Annotated in this window: 13 protein-coding genes; 8 read left to right on the plus strand and 5 right to left on the minus strand. The window is 59.7% G+C overall.

Going from position 1 to position 11,894, the window contains the following annotated elements; translation table 11 throughout:
- The first annotated feature begins 205 nt into the window (after nt 1-205).
- The 5 genes from NPS56_RS27565 to NPS56_RS27585 are packed head-to-tail and all read left to right on the plus strand — an operon-like array spanning nt 206 to nt 5,853.
- Nucleotides 206-1,603 (plus strand): diguanylate cyclase domain-containing protein, encoded by a 1,398-nt coding sequence (locus NPS56_RS27565; RefSeq protein ID WP_274077567.1) that lies wholly within the window; start codon nt 206-208, stop codon nt 1,601-1,603.
- Nucleotides 1,600-2,928 (plus strand): glycosyltransferase family 2 protein, encoded by a 1,329-nt coding sequence (locus tag NPS56_RS27570; protein ID WP_274077568.1) that lies wholly within the window; start codon nt 1,600-1,602, stop codon nt 2,926-2,928. Before NPS56_RS27565 ends, NPS56_RS27570 begins: the two co-directional genes overlap by 4 nt.
- Before the next feature lies 1 nt (nt 2,929).
- Complete coding sequence (locus NPS56_RS27575; RefSeq protein WP_274077569.1) at nt 2,930-3,772, plus strand: hypothetical protein; 843 nt, start codon at nt 2,930-2,932, stop codon at nt 3,770-3,772.
- A gap of 6 nt (nt 3,773-3,778) precedes the next feature.
- On the plus strand, nt 3,779-4,903 hold the full coding sequence (locus tag NPS56_RS27580) for an HlyD family secretion protein (protein ID WP_274077570.1): 1,125 nt from the start codon (nt 3,779-3,781) through the stop codon (nt 4,901-4,903).
- A 2-nt stretch (nt 4,904-4,905) separates the two neighbouring features.
- On the plus strand, nt 4,906-5,853 hold the full coding sequence (locus NPS56_RS27585) for an NAD-dependent epimerase/dehydratase family protein (protein ID WP_274077600.1): 948 nt from the start codon (nt 4,906-4,908) through the stop codon (nt 5,851-5,853).
- Here the strand turns inward: NPS56_RS27585 and NPS56_RS27590 are convergent.
- Nucleotides 5,825-6,085 carry a hypothetical protein gene (locus NPS56_RS27590; RefSeq protein WP_274077571.1) on the minus strand — a complete coding sequence of 87 codons (261 nt, stop codon included), beginning with the start codon at nt 6,083-6,085 and terminating at the stop codon, nt 5,825-5,827. The two genes, NPS56_RS27585 and NPS56_RS27590, sit on opposite strands and share 29 nt — an antisense overlap.
- A gap of 416 nt (nt 6,086-6,501) precedes the next feature.
- On the opposite strand from NPS56_RS27590, the gene NPS56_RS27595 reads away from it, so the two are divergent.
- Together NPS56_RS27595 and NPS56_RS27600 are read left to right on the plus strand one after the other, a co-directional pair.
- Nucleotides 6,502-7,569 (plus strand): hypothetical protein, encoded by a 1,068-nt coding sequence (locus NPS56_RS27595; RefSeq protein ID WP_274077572.1) that lies wholly within the window; start codon nt 6,502-6,504, stop codon nt 7,567-7,569.
- Nucleotides 7,570-7,585: 16 nt separating this feature from the next.
- Nucleotides 7,586-7,939, plus strand: a complete 354-nt coding sequence (locus NPS56_RS27600; protein WP_274077573.1) for a DUF1428 domain-containing protein — start codon at nt 7,586-7,588, stop codon at nt 7,937-7,939.
- 15 nt (nt 7,940-7,954) lie between these two features.
- Here the strand turns inward: NPS56_RS27600 and NPS56_RS27605 are convergent, their stop codons facing one another.
- The gene (locus tag NPS56_RS27605) at nt 7,955-8,149 is read right to left on the minus strand and encodes a hypothetical protein (RefSeq protein ID WP_274077574.1); all 195 of its coding nucleotides are present in this window, start codon (nt 8,147-8,149) and stop codon (nt 7,955-7,957) included.
- A 75-nt stretch (nt 8,150-8,224) separates the two neighbouring features.
- On the opposite strand from NPS56_RS27605, the gene thpR reads away from it, so the two are divergent.
- A complete protein-coding gene (gene thpR / locus NPS56_RS27610; protein WP_274077575.1) occupies nt 8,225-8,764 on the plus strand; it encodes an RNA 2',3'-cyclic phosphodiesterase in 540 nt (179 codons plus the stop codon).
- Between the two features lie 210 nt (nt 8,765-8,974).
- On the opposite strand, the gene NPS56_RS27615 is transcribed toward thpR, so the two are convergent.
- The 3 genes from NPS56_RS27615 to NPS56_RS27625 are packed head-to-tail and all read right to left on the minus strand — an operon-like array spanning nt 8,975 to nt 11,888.
- Nucleotides 8,975-10,072: a polyamine ABC transporter substrate-binding protein gene (locus NPS56_RS27615; RefSeq protein WP_274077576.1), complete on the minus strand. Its 1,098-nt coding sequence runs from the start codon at nt 10,070-10,072 to the stop codon at nt 8,975-8,977.
- 53 nt (nt 10,073-10,125) lie between these two features.
- On the minus strand, nt 10,126-11,010 hold the full coding sequence (locus NPS56_RS27620; protein ID WP_274077577.1) for an ABC transporter permease subunit: 885 nt from the start codon (nt 11,008-11,010) through the stop codon (nt 10,126-10,128).
- Nucleotides 11,007-11,888, minus strand: coding sequence for an ABC transporter permease subunit (locus NPS56_RS27625; RefSeq protein ID WP_274077601.1), 882 nt, complete (start codon nt 11,886-11,888; stop codon nt 11,007-11,009). The genes NPS56_RS27620 and NPS56_RS27625 overlap by 4 nt, the downstream gene beginning before the upstream one ends.
- Between the last annotated feature and the right edge of the window lie 6 nt (nt 11,889-11,894).

Below are 11,894 nucleotides of genomic sequence, written 5' to 3' on the forward strand. Positions count from 1 at the left end.
AATATATTGTAGTTAAGATTATTGATTTCTATGGATTTCTCCAATATCAATTCAGCGTCAAGATTTGGCGACGAGTGGTGATGAATTTTTGACGCTGGTCGTGTCAAAAAATAACTTGATAATAATCCACATGTTTCGCAAATGTGATGCTAGTGTTCCTACCTCCAATTAACCCGCACTTGTCTGATTGTAGAGGACGTGCGTCATGCCGACTTCAAATCCTCGGGTTGCGATATTCGGTAATAGAGTTCCGAGCCTGAATCTTCCAGCGCTTGAGCACTTTACCGACTTGGGCAGCCTGCTGGCTGCCGATGCATTTGATGTGATGCTGCTGGACATGCCAGGTGCGTATGCCGGCAAAGTCCTTCGCAAACTGCGCTCACTTCCCTCTTACCGCTACACGCTCATCTACTGCTGTCGTGATCAGGATGGCTGGTGCGAAGCCTTGGGCGATGGCGCGTGCCCTGTGGAAACCAGCGAAATCATAAGGCTCTGGGGCGTATGGCAGGATCGCTTCGGGTTGTTCAATCATGGATCCGCACCGGAACGTTTTGAAAGCCGCGTGCTTTCCTGGCTGTGGTTGCGCGACGGCGCCCAGGTGCTCGCCCTGCGCGATCCGGAGGTGCCTCAGCACTATCGCTATCCATTGCTGGACGTGCTGGCCGATAGCGAGCAGGTCAACGCGTTTGTCTGGCTCAGCCTGATGGTGCAGCAGGACTGGCTGGAGGAGGGGGTCCTGATCGACCGCGTCCGCCTCTGTTCCGATTGTGGTTCGGGACGGCTCAATTACATCGATGTGTGTACCGAATGCCATAGCCTGGACATCGCACGGCAACCGTCACTGCACTGTTTTACCTGTGGTCATGTCGGGGCGCAGGAGTCATTTCTCAAAGATGGGGTGTTGCTGTGCCCCAATTGCCTGAATCGGCTGCGCCACATTGGAAGTGATTACGACCGCCCGATGGAGAATTATCGCTGTCGCTCGTGCCAGGCGTTTTTTGTCGATGCCGAGGTGCAGGCGCGTTGCCTGGATTGCGGCCTGTCGCACACGCCCGACAAGTTGCGCATACGCGAAGTCAGGGATTTCCGCCTGTCCGAGGCCGGGCGTTTCCGTTGCCGGCAGGAGTTCAGTGAAAGAGCGGTGCAGCACTTCGGTCAGCTCAATCTGTTGGGTGGCAAGAATTTTTATGATCTGCTGACCTGGCAAATGCAGATAGTGCGCCGCCATCCGGTGCCTGAGTTTTCCCTGATCGGCCTGCGCTTCGTCAACCTCGCCGGTACGTTGTCGCACCTGGGTGAACAGCGCGGGCATGCCTTCGTTGATAGCGTGGCCGATCGCTTGAAGGAGTCCGTCAGGGAAACGGACCGCTGTTCTCGCAGTACCGAAGAGTTCTTCTGGATCATGCTTCCCCATACCGACGAGAAAGGCCTGGAAATCGTCAAGCAGCGCCTGGGCCGGGTCGCCGAATTGTTTTCGGCGCCGGAGGTCAGCGACGTTACCTTGCGTGTCATCGGCATCACCGCCCCCCAGGATCTACTGGATCAGGAAGATGGCGAGCTGTTACTGGCGCGCCTGGCCGGTGAGATGGGTGATATCCCATGAGCCCTTTCCTCGAGCAACTGTTGAACGCACTCAGCGCGCTCGCGGGGCCGGATGGCATGAGCCGCCTGTTCTACATGCTATTTCCGGCGTTCCTGATGTTCGAGTTGCCGATGATGATCATGGTGATGCTGGGCGTGTTGCGCTGGTTCACCCGTCGGCGCACCAGCGTGCCGAAGATCAGTGTTTATTGCCCGAAGGTCTCTTGCATCATTACCTGCTACAGCGAAGGCATGGACGTCCAGACCACGCTGTTGAGCCTGTGCGAACAAACCTATGGCGGCCACATCGAGATGATTCCGGTGGTGGACGGCGCCACGGTCAACCAGGCGACGCTCAGCGCCGTGCGCAGTTTCAATGTGGACTCGCAGTTGTACCCCAAGCGACATTTACGGCCGATCGCCAAATGGCAGCGGGGCGGAAGGGTGTCGTCCCTCAACGCCGGCCTGTCGCTGGCCGGCGGTGAAATCGTCATGGCGCTCGATGGTGATACATCCTTCGACAACAACATGGTCGCCTCCATCGTACGGCACTTCGAGGACCCCTCGGTACCTGCGGTCGCCGGCAGCCTGCGGGTGCGCAATGTCTGGGGCTCGTGGGTGACGGCGATGCAGGCGCTGGAGTACCTGCTGTCGATCCACATGTCGAAGATCGGCCTGGCGGAATGGAACCTGGTCAACAACGTCTCCGGCGCCTTTGGCGCATTTCGCCGCAGTTTCCTGGTGAAAATCGGTGGCTGGAACACCCACACCGCTGAAGACCTGGACCTGACATTGCGTATCAAGAGCTACTTCAAGCGGCATGACCTGAGGATTCCATTCGAGCCCGAAGCGGTAGGGCACACCGATGCCCCGGCGACGCTCAGCCAGTTCCTGATGCAGCGCCTGCGCTGGGATGGCGACCTGTTTTTCCTCTACATCCGAAAGCACAACCACAACATCAGCCCCACGTTACTGGGCTGGCGCACCTTCCTGATGATCCTGCTCACGGGCTTCTTCTTTCAGTTGGTTCTGCCGTTCATCATCTTCATCTACACCTTGCTGGCCCTGTTCATTCTGCCGGGCAAGACACTGTTGTTTCTGTTTGCGCTGATCTACCTGCTGTACCTGACAATCACCCTGGTGATGTTCTTGGCCATGTTGGTGATGGTCTCCGACCGGCCCCGACAAGACATGGTGCTGGGCTTGCTGGTGCCTTTCTTCCCGCTGTTCATGCTGCTCCTGCGGTGCTGGAGCGTCGTGGCCATGCTTAACGAGATGTTCCGTCGCGGCCATGAAGAAAGCTCGATGGCACCCTGGTGGGTACTCAAGCGCGCCACGAGGTTCTGACATGCGATCGATACTTCTGGCGGTGACGCTTTGGATGCCCTTTGTGATGCTGGCGGTACAGCCCATGACGCTTGAAGCGGCGCCAGCGCAAAAGTGGTCCCAGGCCAGCTATGTGTGGGACAGCGAGGCGTTGCTCGATCCAGGGCAGCGTGCTGCTGAACTGACGGCGCTGCGCAAGGCCGGGATGGAAAAGATCTACCTGGGCCTCAAGGGCGCACAGGTCAAGGACCTGGCTACCACGCGCGAACGCCTGGAGCAATTGCTGCAGGACGCGGCCAGGCAGGGTCTGCAAGTGGGTCTGCTGCTGGGCGATCCTGAATGGTTGAAACCGCAGGAACGCCATCAGCTCACCGATTTGCTGGGCAAATTCCAAGGGCTTTCATTCAGCAGCCTGCACCTGGACCTGGAAGTCGAACAGCTGGGCGTACCGGTGCCTGACCAGCGTTTGCGGGACTTGCTCGACACCTTGCGCGCGGCTTCCCGAGCGAGCCCCTGGCCGGTCGAGATTTCCAGCCATCATCGCTGGTTCGCCGAGCCCAAACCCGGACAAACCTGTGTGCCCTGCGGGCTGCCCGATGCTGGCGTGCGCCAGGTCAGCCTGATGATTTATACCCGCAACCCGAAAAACAGCGCACGCATGGCAGAGCAGATCGCCCAGCGCTGGCCCGATCTGCAATTTCGCCTCGCCCAAAGCACGGAGCCACAACTGGATGCCACGGAGTCCTGGGCCGGCGCGTCGACCGAGCAGTTGCAACACCAGAGCAGTGCCTGGCGTGAACAACTGCAACCCCTGGGGATTGCCGGCATTGACTGGCAAGCCTGGCGAGACTTTCCAAAACGGTGAGCCGTCATGAAGATTCGTTTCGATAGTCGTAAAGAATTGAGTCCCACACAGGAACAGGGTTTGACCGTGCTCTACGCGCCGGGCAAACGCATGGCCTTTCGCGTGCGCTGGTATCTGATCCTGCTGCTGGTCGCCAGCCCGTTGATCTGGCTGGGGGGCAAGCTGGCCTACGGCATGCTGATGATCGACGCGCCGGCGCAGTTGCGCCTGCCGATTCTCGAGGTGCGCGCGCGCGATACCGGTCGGGTCGAGCAATTGTTCGTCAAGGCCGGTGATCAGGTCCGGACCGACCAGCCTTTGGTCAATCTCGACAATCCGGAATGGCGAGCACGGTTATCGCAACTGGCGGCCATGCCGACCCAGACCAGCCCTGCGCGCAACAACAAATTGGGTGGCAACGAACGGCAGTTGCTCAAGACTCGCATCGGCAGGGCGCAGGAAAGGGTGGGCGTGCTTGAAAGTCTGGTTGCAAGAGGGGCGGTGTCGCCTGGCGAGGTGCTGACGGCGAAGTCCGAGCTCGACAGTTTCAGGGCGGATCTGCTGGCGTTCGAGCGCCGTGAGCAACTGGCCAATCAGCCGACGTTGAGCGTTGAGCGCGATGTCGTTCAACAACAGGCTGAACAACAGTGGCTGAAAACCCGCCTGGCTGCGCTGCCGATCAACGCCGCGCAAAGCGGACGCATTGCCGAGGTACTGGTCAATCCTGGCGAAAACGTCGGTGCCGGCACCTTGCTGATGCGCATCGAGCGCCTGGAAGACCCCTTGCTGTGGATCTACCTGGAGCCGTTGAACATCAGCTACGCCGCGATTGGCCAGCCGCTGCGGGTGCGCATGCCGGACGGCGAGTGGTTGAGCGCCCACGTGGTCCAGGCGGTCGACAGCGCCGGCCGTACACCGACGGTGTTGCGCGGGCCGTTCGCTGCCAGCGAAATGGGCTTGCAGGTCGCCGCCCGGTTCGACCGGCCGCTGCCGCCGCGCTGGCGAATCGATCAACTGCCGTTGAACGTCCGTTTCCCCACTGACTGGCCACAACTGCTCAGTGACAGCCGTGAGTTCATCGATCAAATAGGGGAGTTCATCGCCATGGATCGAACTCCCGACACCAAAAACAGCGTATCGGAGGCTCAATAATGATGACTGCTGAGCGAATCCTGGTCACCGGTGGCGCCGGCTTCATCGGCTCGCACCTTGTCGAAGCCCTGCTCGAACACGGTTACAGCGTCCGAGTCCTGGACGATCTTTCCAGCGGTAAATTATCCAACCTGCCGATTGATCGATGCCATCTGACGTTGGTTGTGGGGGACGTCGCCGACGCGCCGACGGTCGCGCGGGCGATGAAAGACTGCACCGCGGTGGTCCATCTGGCGGCGGTGGCCTCGGTGCAGGCCTCGGTCGACGATCCGATCGCCACTCACCAAAGCAACTTCATCGGTACGTTGAATATTTGTGAAGCCATGCGCCAGGCGGGGGTAAGGCGAGTCGTTTATGCCTCCAGTGCGGCGATCTACGGCAACAACGGCGAAGGCACCGCGATCAGCGAAGACACGCCAAAAAATCCCCTGACGCCCTATGCCGCCGACAAGCTGGCCAGCGAACACTTCCTTGATTTCTATCGTCGCCAGCACGGACTGGAGCCGGTCATCCTGCGCTTTTTCAATATCTACGGACCGCGCCAGGACCCTTCGTCGCCTTACTCCGGCGTCATCAGTATTTTCAGCGAGCGAGCGCAAAAAAAACTCCCCATCACGGTTTTCGGTGATGGAGAGCAAACAAGGGATTTTGTCTACGTCGATGACCTGGTCAAGATCCTGGTACAGGCGGTCGCTGAAGCCAAACCACGTATGGAACCGGTCAATGTCGGGTTCAACCGCTCCACCAGCGTCAACGATCTGGCGACGATGCTGAGCGAACTGCTGGGATGGCCGCTGGCGCTGACCTACGATGCGCCCCGATCCGGTGACATCCGGCATTCGCGTGCCGAGAACAGCCGTTTGCTGGCACATTTTTCGTTGGAGAAGCCGACCTGTTTTGCAGAGGGCCTGGGTCAGTTGCTCAGGAGTATTGATGCCGGCGGGCGCTAGAGACGGCTTCGGTCTCCAGCAAATGCTCAGCCAGTACATCGTTGAGAAAGCGGAACTGATCGTTGAGCCCGACCACTTCATTGCTGAAGTGATGACCGGCTGCCGGAATCAGCAGCGCCTCGAATTTTTCGTCGAACATCAGGGTCAATACTTTACGAGACTCGAATTGTTGCGAGTAGTAGTTGGTGCCGAATACCGGGAAGCTCACGGCCAGGGTGACGGTGGTGATCATGACGTGCGCTCCTCGGAGAGTAAGAACCAGCCGAATACGCTCAACGTGAAGGCCGTCAGGGCCAGGCAGGTCAGGAGATGGATCAGCATGGTTCGACCCTCCGCTACAGGGTTTGGTGTTGGGTTGGAATTGATCCTACGCTGACGATCGGTGGGCGGAAGGCAATCGTGGCGATGGTGAATATCGATGGGAGTGATGGTCCGGATTTGTTGGTGTCCTTGATGGCCCCATCGCCAGCAGGCTGGCTCCCACAGGGGTTATGGGTGTTCACAAGACTTGTGTTCCACCCCGATCCACTGTGGGAGCCAGCCTGCTGGCGATGGCGGCCTCAAGAGCACCATCAGACCTATACTTTAACCAGGGGCCTCTGAGCGCCGAACCTCCCGTTCGGCTCACATTTTCAGGAAACCGCGATCTTGAACCTGCGTTCGCTGATCGTCGCCGTGCTGGTGGTGTTGGCGGGATGCGTCACGGCCCCGCCTGCCCCGGTGGAAGTGCCGCAGATCATGGTGTCTCCCAGCACCTGGCAGCAGGTGGACCGGGAGATTGTCGATGCGTCGCAATCGGCCACCGATCAGGCAAAAATCTACGCCCGCGGGGCCATGGATTACTGGCGCACGCGGGTCTATCAGTTGACCGAAGAAAATTTCATTCCCTGGTTCAGCAGTTACTGGACCCAGGAATGGCTGTCGATGAAGGTCAGCTGGTACTCCATCAGTAGTTCCAGGGACGAGCAAAATGCCTCGGAAAAACGCCTGGCGGCCTACCTGCTGGAGAAATACCAGGAAAAAGTGCTGGCCCCGGCGGCGCTCGAGGTCGACCCGGACGCGATCCTCACCCTGGCGGCGGCATTCTACGTGGACATTCTCAAGGAAGAACTGCAGAAGATTTCCCAGCGCCATGGCGTGCCAATGGCCCAGCTCAATGGCCGCGTGCGGAAAATTCCGGCGATTGCCCTCGGACCGCCGTCCGCCAGGGACGCCTCGCTGTTCCAGGTGGTGCACACTGAACAGTTGGCCACGTTGCCGGCGTACGCCGCGCTGGTCGACAAGGTGCACAAGGCCGGTGGCGACAAGGGTGTTGGCTCCACCGACACCGCCATGGCACCGGTGGCCAAGCGTGCCAGTAAACGCATTGAAGCCGAGATGGCTCCGCGCGGGGCGGCCAGTGCGGTAGCGGCGGCCGCCGGGAAACTCGCCGGTGCGTTGATCTCTGTTGGCGTTGCGGGCGTGCGGGCGATCATCCAGGCCAACGACCGGCCCGACAGCGAAGCGTTGATTCGCAGCAGCCTGGGTAACACGTTCGACAAGGCCTGGACCAAGCTGCTGCAGAACCCGACCACCGGTGTCATGGCGAGCACCCTGTACATGGCCTCACAGATAGAAGGGAACCTGGCGCAGAGCGCGCAACCGTCGGTCGGTCAGGATGCGGGATCTGTCGATTGGAGTCCGACCCAGTCGACTAACCAGCAGCTCAACCCATGATCCAAGGAGAACGCTCATGTCTTATGTTGATGGCTTTGTCATTGCCGTACCCACCGCCAACCGCGAAAAATTCAGGCAGCACGCCGACATGGCCGCCGCCATTTTCATCGAGAACGGCGCGCTCAGCCTCGCCGAGTGCTGGGGCGACGACGTCCCCGACGGCAAGGTGACCTCTTTTCCCATGGCGGTGAAACTCAAGGAGGATGAAACCGTGGTGTTTTCCTGGATCGTCTGGCCGGACAAACCCACCCGTGACGCCGGGATGGCGAAACTGATGACCGATCCGCGGGTGCAACCGGACGTCAATCCGATGCCGTTCGATGGTCAAAGGATGATTTTCGGCGGGTTTGAAATGATCGTGAAGGCTTGAACCGACATCAAAGGATCACTCCGCCGCAGGGGTGATCCGGCAGCTCTTGCGGTTGCGGATTTCGTGATCGCTCGGGCGCTCGCGGATGAACTCGAAACGCGGCTCGCCTTCGCTGTAATGCACCAGCCAGCCCCAATCCAATTCCATTTCGTCCTGGCCTGGCTCTGGCGGCGCGGCCCACCAAGGTTCCTTGCTGAGGATCTGGCGCATACTTGCCTCCGGTTGATTTCGCTTGCATCAACTATAACTGGCATGCCGGCAGACGCCAGAAACGAGAGACCCCGCATGAATGACGACATCCACGAACCTTTCAAACGGCTGTTTTTCGCGCTGGACTGCGCACCCGCACTGCGCAAGGCCATCGGCCAATGGCGCAGTGCCTTGCAACTGCGTAGCGGGCGCCCGGTGCCGGTGGAAAATTTTCACCTGACCCTGAAGTTTCTCGGGGCGGTGGAGATCGCGCAGATTGCCGACATCTGCAGCGCAGCCGCGTCTGTGCGCACGCCGGGGGAACGCCTGACCGTGGAGCTGGATCGCCTGGATGTCTGGCGCAGGGCAGGGGTCCTGGTGCTGGCACCCGAACAGGCATCGCCGGCGTTGTTACGGCTGGTGTATGACCTGGAGCAGGCCTTGTTGCCGTTTGGCCTGGAAGATGCCCCCCGGGAATTTCGCCCGCATTTGACCCTGGCACGTGACTACCGGGCGCCGGTGCCGGAGTCCGCTACGCCACCCGAATTTTTCCTGCGTGCCGAGCGCTTCACCTTGTTCGAATCCCACAAGGGCCGCTATCGGCCATTGGCCCAGTGGCCGTTGAGCGGTGCCTGAGCCAAAACAAAAAAGGCGCCCGAGGGCGCCAAACTTCACCTTAACCGAGGAGCCAGGTGAGGGATGCAGCGGTGGTAAGGCGCTGCATGAATATAAAAAATGTACGCAACCCCCTGTAGGAGCTGCCGCAGGCTGCGATCTTTTGATCTTGATCTTGAAAAAGCAAAGATCAAAAGATCGCAGCCTGCGGCAGCTCCTACCAGAGCAGAATTACTTACCCAACTTCACCTTGGTCCAACCCCGGGTCATGATCCGCTGCACCGCAATCGGCTGGTCAGGAACGGCATACAAGGTCGCCATCACCGCTTCCGGCGGATACGAGCCCGGTTCGTTGCGAATCGCCTCATCCACCAACGGCGTCGCCGCCGAGTTGGCGTTGCTGTAGCCGATGTTGTTGGTGATCTCGGCAATGATGTCCGGGCGCATCAGGAAGTTCATGAACTGGTAGGCGTTGTCGACGTTGGCGGCATCGCGCGGGATGGCGACCATGTCGTAGAAACTGCCGGCACCTTCCTTCGGGATGCTGTAGTCGATCTTCACCTTGTTCCCGGCTTCCTCGGCGCGGGCCTTGGCCTGCAGCACGTCGCCGGAATAACCGACGGCCACGCAGATGTTGCCGTTGGCCAGGTCCGAGATGTACTTCGAGGAATGGAAATACGCCACCGACGGGCGGATTTTCATGAACAGCGCTTCGGCTTCGGCGATGTGCGCCTTGTCCTGATCGTTCACCGGGTAGCCCAGGTAGTGCAGGGCGGCCGGGATCATCTCGGTGGGCGAATCGAGGAAACTGATGCCGCAGGCCTTGAGCTTTTCCGCGTTTTCCGGCTTGAACAGCAGGTCCCAGGAGTTGGTCGGGGCGTTGGCGCCGAGCACTTCCTTGACCTTCTGCGGGTTGAAGCCGATGCCGATCGAGCCCCACATGTACGGGAAGGCGTGGGCGTTATCCGGGTCGCTGGCGGAGGCGTTTTTCAGCAGCACCGGATTGAGGTTTTTCCAGTTCGGCAGCTTCGACTTGTCCAGTTCCTGGTAGACCCCGGCCTTGATCTGCTTGGCCAGGAAGCTGTTGGACGGCACGACCAGGTCGTAGCCGGACTTGCCCGCCAGCAGGCGGGCCTCCAGGGTTTCGTTGCTGTCGAACACATCGTAGGTCACGCGGATCCCGGTCTCGTCTTCGAACTTCCTGACGGTGTCCGGGGCAATGTAATCCGACCAGTTATAGACGCGCAGAACCTTGTCATTGGCCTGGGCGCCCGAGGCGATCGCGCCCAATAAGGACAGTGTCAGCAGAGTCCTGCCAAACATTTTCATCGGTACAACTCCATTCTTTTTATTCAAACGCAAAATCTGTGAAACGCGACGGCCTAGGCCGTCGCTTCTACCATTTGCTTCTTAGGTTGTTGCCAGGATTCGCTCGCCGTCTGGTCCATCGCTTCCTGGATCGCTCGCTTGCGGCTGGCTTCGGCACGGCGGCTGAAGTACCAGACCATGAAGGTCACGATCGACACGGCCAACAGGATCAGGCTGGCCACGGCGTTGATCTCCGGTTTCACGCCCAGGCGCACCGCCGAGAACACTTCCATCGGCAGGGTGGTGGAGCCCGGGCCCGAGACGAAGCTCGCCAGCACCAGGTCATCCAGCGACAGGGCGAACGACATCATGCCGCCGGCCGCCAGTGATGGCGCGATCATCGGGATGGTGATCAGGAAAAATACCTTGAACGGCTTGGCACCCAGGTCCATGGCCGCTTCTTCGATGGACAGGTCCAGCTCGCGAAGGCGGGCGGAGACTACCACCGCAACGTAGGCGGCACAAAACGTGGTGTGGGCGATCCAGATCGTGACGATGCCACGCTCCATCGGCCAGCCAATCATCTGCGCCATGGCCACGAACAGCAGCAACAGCGACAGACCGGTGATCACTTCCGGCATCACCAGCGGCGCGGTGACCAGGCCGCCGAACAGCGTGCGGCCCTTGAAGCGGGTGACGCGCGTCAGCACGAACGCGGCCAGCGTGCCCAGTGCGACGGCGGCAATCGCGGTGTAGCAGGCGATCTCCAGGGAACGCAGCACCGAGCCCATCAGTTGCGAGTTGTCGAGCAGGCCCGCGTACCACTTGAACGACCAGCCACCCCACACCGTCACCAGCTTCGAGGCGTTGAACGAGTAGATCACCAGGATCAGCATCGGCAGGTAGATAAACGACAGGCCGAAAATCAGCATGAACTTTGAAAATCCGAAGCGTTTCATCCCCGTGCCTCCATCTCTTTGGCTTGACTGCGGTTGAACAGCAGGATCGGCACAATCAGGATCAACAGCATCACCACCGCCAGGGCGGACGCCACCGGCCAGTCGCGGTTGTTGAAGAACTCCTGCCACAGCACGCGGCCGATCATCAGGGTCTCGGGACCGCCCAACAGCTCCGGAATCACGAACTCACCCACCACCGGAATAAACACCAGCATGCAGCCTGCGATGATGCCGTTCTTGGCCAGCGGCACGGTGATTTTCCAGAAGTTGTTGAAGTTGCTCGAGCCCAGGTCGGACGCGGCTTCCAGCAGGCTGCCATCGTGCTTGACCAGGTTGGCGTACAGCGGCAGCACCATGAACGGCAGATACGCATAGACCACGCCGATATAAACAGCGGTGTTGGTGTTGAGGATCTCGATCGGGTGCGAAGTCAGCCCGGTCCACATCAGGAAACCATTGAGCAAGCCGTTGTTGCTGAGAATGCCCATCCACGCGTAAACGCGGATCAGGATTGCGGTCCAGGTCGGCATCATGATCAACAGCAGCAGGACGTTTTGCGCTTCCTTGCTGGTCTTGGTGATGGCGTAGGCCATCGGAAAACCGATCACCAGGCACATCAGCGTGCTGAGCAATGCAACCTTCAACGAACCGAGGTAAGCCGACAGGTACAACTCGTCTTCGCCCAGCAAGGTGTAGTTGCCGATGTTGAGCAACAGGTTGAATTTCTGCTCGGCGTAGGTGTAGATCTCCGAGTAGGGCGGAATGGCCAGGGCCGCTTCCGAGAAGCTGATCTTCATCACCAGGAAGAACGGCAACAGGAAGAACAGGCACAGCCACAGGAACGGAATGCCGATGACCAGTTTTCGTCCGCTGGGCACCAGGCG

It is taken from the genome of Pseudomonas putida (genome assembly GCF_028682635.1).
Taxonomy (GTDB): Bacteria; Pseudomonadota; Gammaproteobacteria; order Pseudomonadales; family Pseudomonadaceae; genus Aquipseudomonas; species Aquipseudomonas putida_AE.